Source organism: Paraburkholderia sp. CI3 (assembly GCF_050436505.1).
GTDB classification, from domain to species: domain Bacteria; phylum Pseudomonadota; class Gammaproteobacteria; order Burkholderiales; family Burkholderiaceae; genus Paraburkholderia; species Paraburkholderia tuberum.
In genome coordinates, this window is the sequence record NZ_JBNDMI010000002.1 from 1116397 (window position 1) to 1130005 (window position 13609).

General features: G+C 61.0%; 13 protein-coding genes and 2 pseudogenes. 11 read left to right on the forward strand and 4 right to left on the reverse strand.

What is annotated here, in order from left to right; translation table 11 throughout:
* Positions 1–77 precede the first annotated feature (77 nt).
* The 4 genes and pseudogenes from OKW29_RS08050 (at position 78) to OKW29_RS08065 (ending at position 3466) form a co-directional block, all read left to right on the forward strand.
* The gene (locus OKW29_RS08050; RefSeq protein ID WP_429290608.1) at positions 78–1154 is read left to right on the forward strand and encodes an aldo/keto reductase; all 1077 of its coding nucleotides are present in this window, start codon (positions 78–80) and stop codon (positions 1152–1154) included.
* 48 nt (positions 1155–1202) lie between these two features.
* Positions 1203–1851 (forward strand): annotated as a pseudogene (locus OKW29_RS08055) (IS6 family transposase).
* Between the two features lie 57 nt (positions 1852–1908).
* Entirely contained in the window at positions 1909–3240 is a 1332-nt protein-coding gene (locus tag OKW29_RS08060; RefSeq protein WP_429290609.1) for an OpgC domain-containing protein, read from the forward strand.
* Positions 3146–3466 carry an alpha/beta fold hydrolase gene (locus OKW29_RS08065; RefSeq protein ID WP_429290762.1) on the forward strand — a complete coding sequence of 107 codons (321 nt, stop codon included), beginning with the start codon at positions 3146–3148 and terminating at the stop codon, positions 3464–3466. The genes OKW29_RS08060 and OKW29_RS08065 overlap by 95 nt, the downstream gene beginning before the upstream one ends.
* Before the next feature lie 204 nt (positions 3467–3670).
* Here the strand turns inward: OKW29_RS08065 and OKW29_RS08070 are convergent.
* Positions 3671–4097, reverse strand: a pseudogene (locus tag OKW29_RS08070) (serine/threonine protein kinase); the annotation flags it as partial.
* Between the two features lie 67 nt (positions 4098–4164).
* Here OKW29_RS08070 and OKW29_RS08075 point away from each other — a divergent pair.
* Both OKW29_RS08075 and OKW29_RS08080 read left to right on the forward strand, forming a co-directional pair.
* Positions 4165–4861 (forward strand): IS6 family transposase gene (locus OKW29_RS08075; protein ID WP_429290610.1). Its coding sequence is split into 2 segments (ribosomal slippage): positions 4165–4733 and positions 4732–4861, totalling 699 coding nucleotides; the frame shifts between segments, so codons are not numbered across the junction.
* A 147-nt stretch (positions 4862–5008) separates the two neighbouring features.
* The gene (locus OKW29_RS08080; RefSeq protein ID WP_429290611.1) at positions 5009–5389 is read left to right on the forward strand and encodes a c-type cytochrome; all 381 of its coding nucleotides are present in this window, start codon (positions 5009–5011) and stop codon (positions 5387–5389) included.
* A gap of 263 nt (positions 5390–5652) precedes the next feature.
* On the opposite strand, the gene OKW29_RS08085 is transcribed toward OKW29_RS08080, so the two are convergent.
* The 3 genes from OKW29_RS08085 to OKW29_RS08095 form a co-directional block, all read right to left on the reverse strand.
* The gene (locus OKW29_RS08085; RefSeq protein ID WP_429290612.1) at positions 5653–6333 is read right to left on the reverse strand and encodes a hypothetical protein; all 681 of its coding nucleotides are present in this window, start codon (positions 6331–6333) and stop codon (positions 5653–5655) included.
* Between the two features lie 30 nt (positions 6334–6363).
* Complete coding sequence (locus tag OKW29_RS08090; protein WP_429290613.1) at positions 6364–7152, reverse strand: integrase catalytic domain-containing protein; 789 nt, start codon at positions 7150–7152, stop codon at positions 6364–6366.
* 479 nt (positions 7153–7631) lie between these two features.
* A complete protein-coding gene (locus tag OKW29_RS08095) occupies positions 7632–8327 on the reverse strand; it encodes a GntR family transcriptional regulator (protein WP_429290614.1) in 696 nt (231 codons plus the stop codon).
* Positions 8328–8834: 507 nt separating this feature from the next.
* On the opposite strand from OKW29_RS08095, the gene OKW29_RS08100 reads away from it, so the two are divergent.
* The 5 genes from OKW29_RS08100 (at position 8835) to OKW29_RS08120 (ending at position 13534) form a co-directional block, all read left to right on the forward strand.
* Complete coding sequence (locus OKW29_RS08100; protein ID WP_429290763.1) at positions 8835–9563, forward strand: maleate cis-trans isomerase family protein; 729 nt, start codon at positions 8835–8837, stop codon at positions 9561–9563.
* Positions 9560–11050, forward strand: a complete 1491-nt coding sequence (gene hydA / locus OKW29_RS08105) for a dihydropyrimidinase (protein WP_429290615.1) — start codon at positions 9560–9562, stop codon at positions 11048–11050. Before OKW29_RS08100 ends, hydA begins: the two co-directional genes overlap by 4 nt.
* Positions 11051–11159: 109 nt before the next feature.
* The gene (locus OKW29_RS08110) at positions 11160–12017 is read left to right on the forward strand and encodes a transporter substrate-binding domain-containing protein (protein WP_429290616.1); all 858 of its coding nucleotides are present in this window, start codon (positions 11160–11162) and stop codon (positions 12015–12017) included.
* A gap of 13 nt (positions 12018–12030) precedes the next feature.
* The gene (locus OKW29_RS08115; RefSeq protein WP_121325195.1) at positions 12031–12678 is read left to right on the forward strand and encodes an amino acid ABC transporter permease; all 648 of its coding nucleotides are present in this window, start codon (positions 12031–12033) and stop codon (positions 12676–12678) included.
* A 22-nt stretch (positions 12679–12700) separates the two neighbouring features.
* On the forward strand, positions 12701–13534 hold the full coding sequence (locus OKW29_RS08120) for an amino acid ABC transporter ATP-binding protein (RefSeq protein ID WP_429290617.1): 834 nt from the start codon (positions 12701–12703) through the stop codon (positions 13532–13534).
* Positions 13535–13609 lie beyond the last annotated feature (75 nt).

Below are 13609 nucleotides of genomic sequence, written 5' to 3' on the forward strand. Positions count from 1 at the left end.
AAGTGCTCGCGCAGTGGGACTTAACGACCGCACCGCGGCCGTGGATACCGGGCAACATTTATGGAGATTGCTTCATCATGGAATACCGTCAACTGGGCCGTTCGGGCCTGAAGGTGTCCACCATCACGCTAGGCACGATGACGATGGGCGGCAAGGGCAAATTCGCGAGCGTCGGCGAGGTTGGCCTCGACGATGCGCGCCGGCAGATCGACATGTGCATCGACGCGGGCGTCAACCTGATCGATACGGCAGATGTCTATTCCAATGGCGCGTCGGAGGAAATCGTCGGCGAAGCGCTCGGCGGCAAACGCAAAGGCGGCGTGCTGATCGCCACGAAGGCCCGCTTCCCGATGGGCGACGGTCCGAACGATCGGGGTCTGTCGCGGCATCATCTGATAAAGGCCTGCGAAGCGAGCCTGCGGCGCCTCAAGACCGACGTGATCGACCTCTATCAGGTGCACGAATGGGACGGACTCACGCCGCTGGAAGAAACGCTTGAAGCGCTCGATCTGCTGGTTCGGCACGGCAAGATCCGGTATGTCGGTTGCTCGAACTACTCCGGCTGGCATTTGATGAAGGCGTTGCACGTGAGCGAACGCGATCGTCTGCCGCGTTTTGTGAGCCAACAGATTCACTACACGCTCGAAGCACGCGAAGCGGAATACGAACTCGCGCCGATCGCGCTCGATCAAGGGCTCGGCATTCTTGTCTGGAGCCCGCTCGCAGGTGGCCTGCTGTCCGGCAAGCACCGCCGCGACACGTCGCCCGAGGGAACGCGCCAGCTCGCCGGCTGGACCGAGCCGCCGATCCGCGACGCGGAGCGCCTGTGGTCGATTGTCGACACACTGGTCGAGATTGCCGGCGAGCACAATGTCTCGGCCGCGCAGGTCGCGCTTGCGTGGACGCTCGGACGCCCCGCCGTCACCTCGGTCATTATCGGCGGACGTAACGAAGCACAACTGCTCGACAACCTCGGCGCCGCGAATCTTACGTTGACCGCCCAGCAGCGCGAGCGGCTCGACACGGTGAGCGCGCCGCCCCTGCTCTATCCATACTGGCATCAGCTACAGACGGCCCATGATCGCCTTGGGGCGCCTGACCTGTCGTTACTGGGACCGTATCTCGACGCACAGGGTTGTGCTCTGTCGCAGTAAGACGATCTGCGATGGTGAGCGTCCTTGAAACGAACGATGTAACCGACGATGAAGACGCCAAACGTCGCCGTGAGCAAGGTGCTCAAACGCCTTCACTATCGGTTGGATGTAATCCTGAAATGATGGCTGAGCGTGGAATCTCGGTGGATCATTCGACCGCGCACCGCTGGGCGATAAAACTGTTGCCGGTGCTGGAGAAGTCGTTTCGCCATCGCAGCGTCCCGTCGGCAAGAGCTGACGTGTCGATGAAACCTACATCAAGGTCAAGGGCCAATGGAAATGTCTGTACCGCGCCGTCGACAAGGCCCGTAACACCGTCGGTTTTCTATTGCGAGTCCATCCGGACAAGGCCGCAGTCCAGCGTTACTTTGAGAAATCGATCGCTCAAAATGGCGTTCCGGAGACGGTGACCATCGACAGGAGCGGCGCCAATCTCGCCGGGCTTGAAGCCATCAATGCCGCGTGTGAAACGTCCATCAAGATCTGCCAGTCAAAATACCTCGACAACCTCGTCGAACAGGACCGTCGGGCGATCAGGCGACGCACGCGATCCATGCTGGGATTCAAGACATTCCGCTGCGCCCGGATCCTGCTGGGCGGCATCGAAGTAATGCACATGATCGCCAAGGGACAGATGAAGTTTGCTCGCGGAGCCCATCTGTCCACCGCCGACCCATTTTACGACCTCGCAATATAAGCAGTACTGTGCATATCGATCTCGTTCACCCGCATTCCTTACTGCGACAAAACCACCATGAGTCGAGATTCCACTCGTTCAACGAGCGTCGATTTCCTGCGCGGCCTGGCGTTGATCGTGATTACACTCGACCACGTCTCGCACAGCGCTCTCTCGCATCTGACACTGCATACCTATGCATTTTGCGACGCGGCCGAAGTCTTCGTCTTTCTCGGCGGCTATGCGAGCGCCGCCGCGTATTGCGCGATGACAGCGAGGGGTGACGCAGCGCAGGCGCATCGCCGCTTTCTAAAACGCAGTGGGGAAATCTATCGTGGCTATCTCCTGACGGCCGCTCTGATGCTGCTTTGCGGCTTGGCAATGATCGCGTTGCACATTCACACCGCCGTACTGACCTACACCGATGCGCCACTGTTTTTGGTCCGGCCGCTCCAAACGCTACTCGATATCGCCACGCTACGGCGCCAGCCTGATCTGGCTGCGGTGCTGCCGATGTATATCGGGTTCGCGCTGTGTGTGCCGCTGGTCGCGCCGGTCGTTCGCCGCCAGCCTGCCACCGCGCTGCTGGCGAGCCTGGCGTTGTGGCTGTGCGCACCTTCGCTTGCGCATCTGCTGCCGAGCGCCGACCCTATCGGCTGGGCATTCGATCCGTTCGCGTGGCAGTTGATGTTTATGCTTGGCATGCTATGCCGGCTGCATCCGGTGTCCGCCGTGTTCCAGGCTTCGCGCGCCGGACTGCGGCTGACCTGGATCGCGCTTGTCGTCGCGCTGGCTTTTGCCACTTACAGGTTGCTGATTGACAACCAGCCGGAACCCGGCTATTTGAAACAGCACCTGAGTTCCCTGAGAGTTGTCAGCTTCGTCTCGATCGCCTGGCTGGTCGCCCAGTTGAGCCGGCTCGGTTGGATCGACCGGCTGGCCGCGGCGCTACCGCCAGTGGTCACGGTCGGTCGCCAGGGGCTGACCTGTTTTATCTGGGGAACGCTCATTTCGATCGTTGCCGACACCGCGCTGCAGGTCGCGGCGTCCGCCTTCCATACACGCACGCAAGCGGTTGCCGCGGCGCTATCGGCCGACTTGCTGACGATCGCAGCGGTACTCGCAGTCGCCATCGCTACCGCTAGGCTCAAAGCGAATCGACCGATATCGCAGCGGCAACATAGAACTGGACAATACGGATGCCGAGCCCCTGCTCCGAAACAAGAACGGTCGATATCGGGGCGCCGTGTCTGGGAGACGCGCCGCAGTTCTACTTCACGGTATCGGTTCGAGTTCCGCGGGGTATCGCGCCCAGCTGGCCGGTCTCCAGGACAGCTTTCGGGTCGTGGCGTGGGTCGCCCCGGGTTACGGTCAGAGCGCACCATTGCGGGTTGCGACACCGGGGATTGAGGACTATGCCGACGCGCTCACGGACCTCATGTCGGCACTGGACATCGGCACCGCTACCATTGTCGGCAGTTCGCGTGATTGCCGCCGCCTTTGTGAATCGCTATCCGGAGGCGGACCGCTCGCTGGTTCTGTCGGCACCGAATTGTCGCGCGCGGTCATCTGCGGGGCAAAGCGAAGTCCCGAGAACTTGAGGCGCTTCTGCATGGGGTATTCGTGCCGTTCGTGAAATTTCTGGCGGTCATCGCCCGCAGAGCCCTTCCAGCAAGGATTTCGATGGAAAGGCGCCACGCGAAACTGGAAGCGCGTACACACGGTTCATCTGAATCCCGATCAGACTGACGACCCTGAACTCATCAGACGCCCCCACCAACAGGAGCAAAAAAGCCGCCTGAATCTAATCGTTGAGGCGACATCTAGCTTGAAAATTTCCGTCGCTGCGGGCGTCGATCGAGCGGTTCATCCGGCCGATCTGCTCGGGCGCCATGTAGCCGAGCGTGCCGGCGATGGTCTCAGGCGGCTCGGGCGTCTGCCGCTCGCGCGGCAGACGCGAGGCGATGCCGAAGCCGGTGAGCCGCACCTGTCCATCTGCGCAGTTCACGAAGATATGAGAGGGCTTGAGGTCCTTGTGGACGAGGCCGCGCTGGTGAAGCTTGCCCAGCGCCGCAGCGATGCCGACGGCCCACGCGCAAAAAACTCCCCATCTCCATGGCCGCGCCGAGAAGCCGCTCAAGCGGCTCACCGCCCGGATCCTCAAGCACCAGCAGGGTCCGGCCGCCTTCGCGCACCAGCTCCAGCGGCCGCACTATCCACGCGCCATCCAGATCGTCCTTCAGTGCGAATTCGTGAGCGAGGCGATCGGGTCGTGTCGCAGTAAGGGACGGGCGGTAGAATCCGGCTGATACAAAGTCGCTGGTGAGTGAATCGATGAAGATGCCGAACCCGGGGTTGGCCAAGGTGCTGAAGCGCCTGCATTATCCACTGGAGGTGATTCTGACGTGTGTGCGCTGGTACGTCGCGTGTCCACTGAGTCTGCGTCATCTGGAGGAGATGATGGCCGAACGCGGAATCGAGGTCGACCATTCAACGGTACACCGCTGGGCCATCAAGATATTGCCGGTGCTCGAGAAGGCGTTTCGTCGCCACAAGCGCCCGGTCGGCAGGAGCTGGAGGATGGACGAAACCTACGTGAAAATCAGGGGTGAATGGCGGTATCTCTACCGGGCCGTGGACAAGGAAGGCAACACGGTTGATTTTCTGCTGCGTGCCAGACGGGACAAGATTGCAGCGCAACGCTATTTCGAGAAATCGATCAACCAGCATGGATTGCCGCAGACGGTGACGATCGACGGAAGCAGCGCTAATCTGGCTGCGCTCGAGGCGATCAACGCCGGACTCGAGACACCCATCAAGGTTCGCCAGACGAAGCACCTGAATAACATCGTCGAGCAGGACCACCGTGCCATCAAACGCCTCGTCAAACCAATGATGGGTTAAGGATTTCCGTTGCGCACGCATCATCCTGTCGGGCATCGAAATCATGCACATGATCAGGAAGCGACAGATGAAAGATGCTGGAATCCCGCGCACCGCAGCCGAGCAGTTCTATTCTCTGATGGCATAAGCAGTCCTGATCGCCTATTCGTTTTTTCGCCCGGCTATCCTTATCGCGACACAACCGCCGGATTCGGCGTGATGTATTCGGGCCTGTACAATGTGTCGGCCGCATCCGGACAACTCATTTGTCGCCTGGGCGCTGCATAAGACCTACATGCAGTCGCTGCACCGTCATGCGGCCAGTATCCATGTGCCGACCGACCTGATGACCGTCGCCAACGTCGAAGCCGGCGCCCGTTTTTATCGGGGCACCTGCGCGGCGTGTCACGGCGCACCGGAGCAAACGCTGAACCCAATTGGCCAGGGCATCCTTCCGATTGCGCCGGAACTGCTAAGCGCAACACGCCGCAACAATCCTCAAATGATGTTTTGGGTGATCAAAAACGGCGTGAAAATGACCGCGATGCCCGCGTTCGGCAAAACGCAAGACGACCAGACGATCTGGGACTTGACGGCGTTCCTCTACAAAGGACGCGGCATTTCCGCTCAAGACTTCGACAAGCTAAGCGCATCCAAGCCGAACACCCGGCCGTAGGCTATCCCCACTGCCGCGTTCGGGCGCAGATAGCACGGTGGCTGCATCGCGGTCTACCGACGGCTGGATTGCCGTAGCGCGCGCGGGACGAACCGATATCGTCCGGTTGCTAATCGACGCGCACTACCCGGCCGAAACAAAGACGCCTGAAGGTTATGCGGCGCTGATTCTTTACGCCGTGTTGCCTCACGGGAAGATGTTACCCCGGCCTGATTGTCGCTTTCCGATTGTTTTGCGATGAAGACTGGCGCTGCGTAGCGGCGTTAGCCTTCATCGCATCGGCGCTGCCGAGTATCCGGGTCACTAGTTCTCGGGCACGGTTCGATCTCCATGCTTTCACGCGGCGCTGCAAGGTGCGCAGCTGCGCGCTGGAGTACATCGCCGGTGCCAGTGCGATGAGGCGCTCGTGCAGTTTCCTTGCTGTGATGCCAGGGATTCGAGCCATTGCTGGATCGTCGGCCACGTGTGCTCGAACGGCCTTCCCGGCTGCGCCACGTGTGCGGGACGCGAGCTTTTCGCTCGTGGGTTGGTCTCACCTCGCCGTCCTGCCACGCTGTTCCGAGGCTGACCAGGAATTCTGCGAGAGCAACCGGGTTAGGTATCTGCGTCTCGGCCGGTGCGGTGCCGCATTCATTGCATTTCGAAACCTGCTGCTGTGCTTGACGCATCCGGCGCAACAGATCCAGCGGGTCGAGCGCCCTGAATCGAGCGCGCAGTTTGCGTTTGGTTGCCTCTGGCACTGAGGCCGAATGCAGGACGCGCTCGACCGGCGTCAGAGGGGATTCATAATGCTTCGTCACCTTTGCGCCGTGACGTGTCTTCGATTTCAGCTTGAACGACGGCTGGAAGAAGTTGATGTAGAGCCGCGACACCTGGTACAGGGAGGCAAGGGCTTCCGTGGCCTCCAGACCTTGCAGCCTGCCATAGCCGACCAGTCGGCGCACGATGGCGCCATTCTTCTGCTCGACCCACGCCTAGTCGTTCTTCTTGTATGCGCGCGATCGCGTAAGCTCGATACCCGTCGCTTTGCAGAAGTCGAACACGGTCTCGTTCATGAAGGCGGTATCGTTGTCGCAATCCAGACCGCGCAGCGGAAACGGCAACGGACAGCTGACCTGCTCGATTTGCTCAAGAACGAATGCACCGCTGCGAAACGGCATCGCCAGACATTCCGTCCATCCCGTCGCGATATCAGTCATCACGAGCGTGTGCACCAGGTCGCCGTCAACCTTGCCGCCACCGCAATGCTGAACGAAATCGATCTCGAAATAACCGGGCAGTGGATTGTTCCAGTCCGAGAAGGTCCGGATCGGCACGGCGCGGCGAATAGCACTGCCGACTCCGCTGGCGCGCCGGTGTTGGCCACCGAAAGCCTGCTCGCGCAGGTCGTGTAGCAGGCGGTCAATGGTGGCAGCGCTGATCTGCCTGAGCCGCTGGTGTATGCCCTTCGACAGCGACAGGTGACCATGCCGTGTCAGCGATTCGATCAGCGTCGGGATGAGTGCTTTCAGCCGCTTGCCGCAGATCCGGTCAGCGGCCTCCCAGAGAGTGATCAACGCGGCGCGCACCTCATCGTCATAGTGTCGCTCGGGGCCGGGTTTCACCTTCGGCGGCCGCACCTCTCGGCACAGCACACGGATCGTGTGCTTGCGATGATAACCCGTCAACTCAACGAATTCGTCCAGTATCTCCCGCTTCTCGTTCCGGTCAGAACGGCGATACCGCTCACCGACTGATTCAGTCAATTCCTGTCGTGTTGTCATGCTGAGCCGCCTCGTCATAAGTCGCTCCCGCCTGCATTCTGACGGGTAGCAAATTACATGAGGCAACGACCCTCGCCCGGTAACAAAAAACCTGAGTCAATGCGACGCGTACGACAATCATCCGGACACGCTCAAGGCCTTGCCCGCGGCTCGCGCGAATGCATGCGTGCGCGACGGATCAGCACGGCAATACCGTATTGATGGTCGCCCTCTTCAAAAGAGAGACGAACGTTGCAAAAGATGCTGTTGGACACGCCCTGCAATATCTATCACCAACGATGCCGGCGAAGCCGCGCTCCCGTTTGGTGACGCCGCTTCTCCGCCGCGATATGAACCCAGTGCTGGTGGCGCACGGCGCAAACGCGAACCATCTGGATGCGCGCGGCGGCGCCGCGCTGCAAATGGCTATCGCACAGCGCAATACGGCGGCGGCAGATGCACTGCACCAGGCGAGTGCGACGGAGTGCAGCCGGGCTATCTCAGGAGAAGATCGCTTCAATATCCGGCGACGCGTCTTTCACCTCGTCGAAGTTCAGTGTCGCTTCGATATGCTGCAGGTGTTCCAGCATGCTCGCCGCAGCCTTTGCTTCGTCATGCGCTTCGATTGCATCGATCAGATCACTATGCTCGTGATGCGGGCACGCCGGGGCGTTGGGCTTGTCGTAAAGCGTGATGACGAGGCACGTCAAAGGCGCGAGTTCTCGCATCATCCGCAAGAGGATTTCGTTGCCGATCATCTCCGCGATCAGCACATGAAACTCGCCTGAAAGCCGGATGATGGCAGGCCGGTCATTCTGCTTGCGCGCGTCGCCTTCCTGCCGCACGTGCTTGCGTAACGCACGCACGTGCGCCGACGTCGCGGTGCGGCTCAACAGCCTGGCCATTTCCGGCTCGATCATGCGCCGCGTGACAAATACGTCTCGCGCCTGCTGGACGCTCGGGCTGGCGATAAAGGCTCCGCGATTCGGCACCAGCTCGACCAGCCCCTCATGCGCAAGCTTGTTGAGCACTTCGCGAATCTTGGTCCGGCTCACGCCCGAGACTTCCGCGAGCCGCTCCTCAATCAATTTTGTCCCGGGTGCAAGGCGATGTTCAAGCACCGCCTTCTGGATGCGGCCATAGATTTCCTCGTTCGTAAACGGCGCCTTGGGCGCGGCAACTTTACTGGCAGGCATGGAGGAGGCTCGGCTCAAAGGGTTTCTCGGCAACTGGGAAATGAATCGATGATAGAGCAATCACGAGCGTTTTTGTACACAAAAATTCGATGGAGCGTTCGCATCGAAACCATGTTCACGCGGAGGAAACCGCAAATTTTTTGTATGCAAACATTCATTGGCGCTTGTCGGGTCTGATAACCTGCAGACCTCTTTCGCAGGCGCCGTTTGGCCCGTGCGACAACCCTCATTTGGTGCCAATGATTCAATTTTGGTGCGCACGCGCACCATCTTCCGGCATGCGCTTTTATCGTAGTTTCCGCCATGATCCATTGCCGTTCGTTCCAGAGAAGGTGCTCAGGAAGCAGCCGTTTCCGCTATCGAACGTACGTCCAACATTGCATACAATCCCGTTTTTATTGCGTACAAATGCACAGATTTATGTTGGCACAAAGCTTGCATCAAAAGAAGCCGGCAAGCATCTTTCTCTGGCGCGGTCCGCCAGAAGCTACCCTTGATATGGAAATCATGACGCAACGCACTCTCATTGGCATGTTGACCCCGTCTTCCAACACGGTTCTCGAGCCGGTCACTTCGGCGATGCTCGCGGGACTGCCCGACGTCAGTGCGCATTTCGGCCGCTTTCGGGTGACCCAGATCGCACTGTCCGAACAGGCGCTGGCCCAGTTCGACGACGAGGAAATTCTCGGTGCGGCAGGATTGCTCGCCGATGCGAAGCTGGACGTAATCGGCTGGAACGGGACATCGTCGGGCTGGCTCGGATTTGAGGCAGACGAGCGTCTGTGCCGCAGCATCACAGAACGCACCGGCATTGCCGCCTGCACCTCGGTGCTCGCGCTCAACGAGATTTTCGCCATGACGGGCGTGCGTCGCTTCGGTCTGGTCACGCCATATCGCGACGACGTGCAGGCAAAGGTCATTTCGACGTATGGCGGCGCGGGCTTTGAATGTGTCGGTGAACGTCATCTAAACAAGCAGGACAATTTTTCGTTTTCGGAAGTCAGTGCCGACACGTTGCGTGAGATGGCGCGTGAAGTCGCAAAGAGCAAACCCAACGCGATTACGATTTTCTGCACCAATTTGCGCGGCGCGCCGCTCGCTGAAGAGCTCGAAGCCGAACTCGGCATTCCGGTGTACGACACCATCTCGACGGTGGTCTGGAAAGCACTGCGGATGAGCGGCATCGATACGTCGCGCGTCACCGGCTGGGGCAGCCTGTTCCGGGAGGTCGCATGAGCGACGCGGCGGCCTTCGACCTCGTGATCCGCGACGCGGATATCGCCACGGCGGCCGACCGCTTCACCGCCGACATCGGCGTGCGCGACGGGCGCATCGTCGCGCTGGGCAGCGGACTGGCTCAGGGCGCCAACGAGATCGATGCAGGCGGCCGCCTCGTCACTCCAGGCGGCGTGGATAGCCACTGCCACCTGGATCAGGACACCGGCGACGACAGCGTGATGGCCGACGACTTCCTGAGCGGCACGGTTTCCGCTGCCTGCGGCGGCACCACCACGGTGATTCCGTTTGCGTGCCAGCAGAAGGGAAAAACGCTGCGTGCGGCGATCGATACGTACCACCGACGCGCCGACGCCCGCGCGGTGATCGACTACGCCTTCCATCTGATCGTCACCGATCCCACGCCGCATGTGCTCGAACAGGAGCTGCCGCAACTGATCGAAGAGGGTTATACGTCGTTCAAGATCTACATGACGTATGACGCGCTCAAGCTGAACGACCGTCAGATAATCGAACTGCTCGCATTGGCCCGCGTCCACGGCGCTATGGTGATGATTCACGCCGAAAACGCCGATTGCATTGCGTGGCTCACCGAAGCGCTGCTGGAGCAAGGCATCACCGCGCCGATCGGGCATGCGCTGTCCCGTCCGATGCTGGTTGAGCGCGAAGCGACGCATCGCGCCATCAGTCTCGTGCAGCTGGTCGACACGCCCGTGCTGATCGTGCACGTCTCCGGCCGCGAGGCGATCGAGCAGATTCGCTGGGCGCAAGGACAAGGCCTCGCCGTCTACGCCGAGACATGTCCGCACTATCTGCTGCTGACCGAAGACATGCTCGAAGATGGCCCTCGCGGCTATCAATGTATCTGCAGTCCGCCGCCGCGCGACGAAGGCAACCGCCAGGCCGTCTGGGACGGTCTCGTGAACGGTACGTTTCAGGTGCTCTCCTCCGACCATGCGCCGTTCCGCTTCGACGGTCCGCACGGCAAGCAGGTGGCCGGCGAAAACCCGCGCTTCGACCAGGTGCCCAACGGCATACCGGGTCTCGAGACGCGCATGGCCTTGCTGATGTCCGAAGGCGTGATGAACGGACGCATCGACATTCACGCCTTCGTCGCATTGACCGCAACCAATGCGGCGAAGCTCTACGGCCTTTATCCGCGCAAGGGTTCAATCGCTATCGGCGGCGACGCCGATCTGGTGATCTGGGACACGGATCGTGCCTTCACGCTCACCAACGATGCGCTGCACCACAACGTCGACTACACGCCGTACGAGGGTTGGCAGATGAAAGCGTGGCCCGCGCTGACGCTGTCGCGTGGCGACGTAGTGTGGGACGGCGTGCAGCCCGGCGGCACGCGCGGCCGCGGCGAGTTCCTGCCGGCCTTGCGCCCGCAACAGGCGCAACCGCATCGGCCGTTGAACCCACGCCTTGACGCGCACCGTGTGCTACCGCGCTTTGACTTTCCCGCCGTCTATCGCAAGTAGGAATGGCTTTGCGGGCTCGCGCAAAACGTGCAGTGCATTCGGCACCTTCCGCGCCGCCTTACACGCTGTCTTTATAACGTACGTACTGTTATTTTCTCTGGAGAGCCTGATGTCCGAACGATTTTCGCGTCGCCAATTCCTCCATCGTGCCGGCGCGGCTGCAGCCATGGTGTCGATTGGTCTGCCCCGCTTTGCGATGGCCGCCGGGCTCACGCTTGACGACATCAAGAAGGCCGGCGTGCTGCGCATCGGCTGCGAAGCGACCTATCCGCCGCTGACGTATCGCGACGCGAGCGGCGCGATGATCGGCTACGACGTGGATCTCGCCAACGCGTTTTGCCGCAATCTCGGCGTCAAGGCGCAGTTCGTCGACACGGTCTGGTCGGGTGTGATTCCGTCGCTTTACACGAAGAAGTTCGATCTGGTGATGAGCAGCCTGAGCTACACGGCCGAGCGCGAGAAACACGTGGATTTCTCCGTGCCTTACGTCGAGGCCTCGCAGGCACTGCTGATTCGCGCGGCGGATCTGAAGAGCGTCGCCAGCCTCAGCGGCATGAACGGCAAGGTGCTCGGACTCAAGCTCGGCTCGCCGGGTCAGATACTCGAACCGAAGCTCGATGCGCAACTGAAAGCAGCGGGCGGGGCGGGTTTCAAGGAAGTAAAAACCTTTGACGACCATCCGGCCGCCTATATCGCGCTGGCAGAAGGCAAAGTGGACGGCGTGCTCAACACATTGCCGACACTTTCGCTCGTTCTGAAGAATGCGCCGGGCAAATACGCTATCGTCAAGGGCATCGGCGCGGATAACTGGGCCGGCATCGCAGCACGTACGGATGACACCGCGCTGATCGGCTTCATTGACCAGCAGCTGCGCAAGTTCAGAACAGACGGCACGTTGCATACGCTGCAGCAGAAGTGGTTTGGTTTCGACATGAACTTGCCGGATGCGATTCCGGTGCTGTCCTGAGAGCGCGGCGTCCATGGACTGGAGCATTATCGTCATGGCGTTGCCGATCCTCGCGGTCGGCCTGCTCGCCACGCTGAAGGTTTGCCTCGCGGCCATCGCGATTGGCATCGTGCTCGGCTTCGCGCTGGGTTTCGGTGCGCTCAGCCGCTTCAGGGCGGTTCGCATCGCCATACTGGCGTATGTAGATTTCGTGCGCGGCACACCGCTGCTCGTGCAGATCTTTCTCGTCTATTTTGCGCTGCCCGTCATCGGCATCAACTTCAACGAGTACTGGGCCGGCGTCATCGCGCTCAGTCTGAACGCGGGCGGCTTCATCTGCGAGATCGTGCGCGCCAGCATGCAGTCGGTCGATCGCGGCCAGACTGAAGCCGCGCAATCGATCGGAATGCGTCACGGCCAGATCGTTCTGCACGTGCTCTTTCCGCAAGCGTGGCGGCGCATCCTGCCCCCGCTCACCAACGAACTGATCTCGCTAATCAAGGGCTCGGCGCTGCTGTCCGCGATCTCCGTGTATGAACTCACGCACGCCGGTCAGGAAATCATCGCAACGTATTTTTCGCCGTTCGAGATTTTCCTGCTAATCGCCCTCTACTACTACGCATTGATCTCGGCGCTGGCGTGGCTGTCGCGCTACCTCGAACGGCGACTTCCGCAATACTGACTTCATGAGCTCGGGTTCCCGCATGTCTTCCACCGTTACCGTCTCTGACCTGTCCGCGGCGTCCGCTAAGGACGCCGCCGCGCGCGTGCATGAAGGCGGGGCTGCAACGCTGCTGTCCATAGAAGGGCTGCACAAGCGCTTCGGCGACAAGGTCATCCTGCCCTCCGTCTCACTGGACGTCGGGCACGGCGAGACCGTGGTGCTGATCGGGCCGTCGGGTTCGGGCAAGACCACGCTCCTGCGCTGTCTCAACTTCCTGGAAAGACCGGACGGCGGCACGATCCGCCTTGGCGGCCAGCGTATCGGGTTGTCGGAGCAAGGCCGCGCGCTGCCCGAAGCCGAACTGGCGCGGCAGCGCAGCCGCTTCGGTTTCGTGTTTCAGCGCTTCAACCTGTTCGCGCATTTGAGCGCACTGGATAACGTCGCCGCCGGCCCGCAGCGCGTGCTGGGACTCTCGCGCGACGCGGCCCGCGCTCGCGCACAAGTTGCCCTGGAAAAAGTCCACCTCGCGCAGCATGTCAACAAGCGGCCAGCGCAACTCTCGGGCGGCCAGCAGCAACGCGTGGCGATTGCGCGCGCACTCGCGATGGAGCCGCAGATGATCCTGTTCGACGAGCCGACCTCGGCGCTCGACCCGGAACTCGTCAACGAAGTGCTCGACGTGATGCGCGATCTCGCCGCGGCCCGTATGACGATGATGGTCGTGACACACGAAATGAGCTTCGCGCGCAACGTGGCGCATCGGGTGGTGTTCATGGACGCCGGCGCCATCGTGGAACAAGGCACGCCCGCCGACGTCTTCGGCCGTCCGCGCGAAGAGCGCACGCGGCGTTTCCTGCAGCACCTGCACACCTGAACTGAACCGGACCACTGGCTGATGACTGCCCCACCTATCGAGCTTGACCTTGACCTGTTGCTACTGGACGCCACC

What these genes read in the sequence shown, in the direction of transcription:
- OKW29_RS08050 (WP_429290608.1), top strand. Translation starts at nt 78, where the DNA reads ATGGAATACCGTCAACTGGGCCGTTCGGGCCTGAAGGTGTCCACCATC.
- OKW29_RS08060 (WP_429290609.1), top strand. Translation starts at nt 1,909, where the DNA reads ATGAGTCGAGATTCCACTCGTTCAACGAGCGTCGATTTCCTGCGCGGC.
- OKW29_RS08080 (WP_429290611.1), top strand. Translation starts at nt 5,009, where the DNA reads ATGCAGTCGCTGCACCGTCATGCGGCCAGTATCCATGTGCCGACCGAC.
- OKW29_RS08090 (WP_429290613.1), bottom strand. Translation starts at nt 7,152, where the DNA reads ATGACAACACGACAGGAATTGACTGAATCAGTCGGTGAGCGGTATCGC.
- OKW29_RS08095 (WP_429290614.1), bottom strand. Translation starts at nt 8,327, where the DNA reads ATGCCTGCCAGTAAAGTTGCCGCGCCCAAGGCGCCGTTTACGAACGAG.
- OKW29_RS08100 (WP_429290763.1), top strand. Translation starts at nt 8,835, where the DNA reads ATGACGCAACGCACTCTCATTGGCATGTTGACCCCGTCTTCCAACACG.
- hydA (WP_429290615.1), top strand. Translation starts at nt 9,560, where the DNA reads ATGAGCGACGCGGCGGCCTTCGACCTCGTGATCCGCGACGCGGATATC.
- OKW29_RS08110 (WP_429290616.1), top strand. Translation starts at nt 11,160, where the DNA reads ATGTCCGAACGATTTTCGCGTCGCCAATTCCTCCATCGTGCCGGCGCG.
- OKW29_RS08115 (WP_121325195.1), top strand. Translation starts at nt 12,031, where the DNA reads ATGGACTGGAGCATTATCGTCATGGCGTTGCCGATCCTCGCGGTCGGC.
- OKW29_RS08120 (WP_429290617.1), top strand. Translation starts at nt 12,701, where the DNA reads ATGTCTTCCACCGTTACCGTCTCTGACCTGTCCGCGGCGTCCGCTAAG.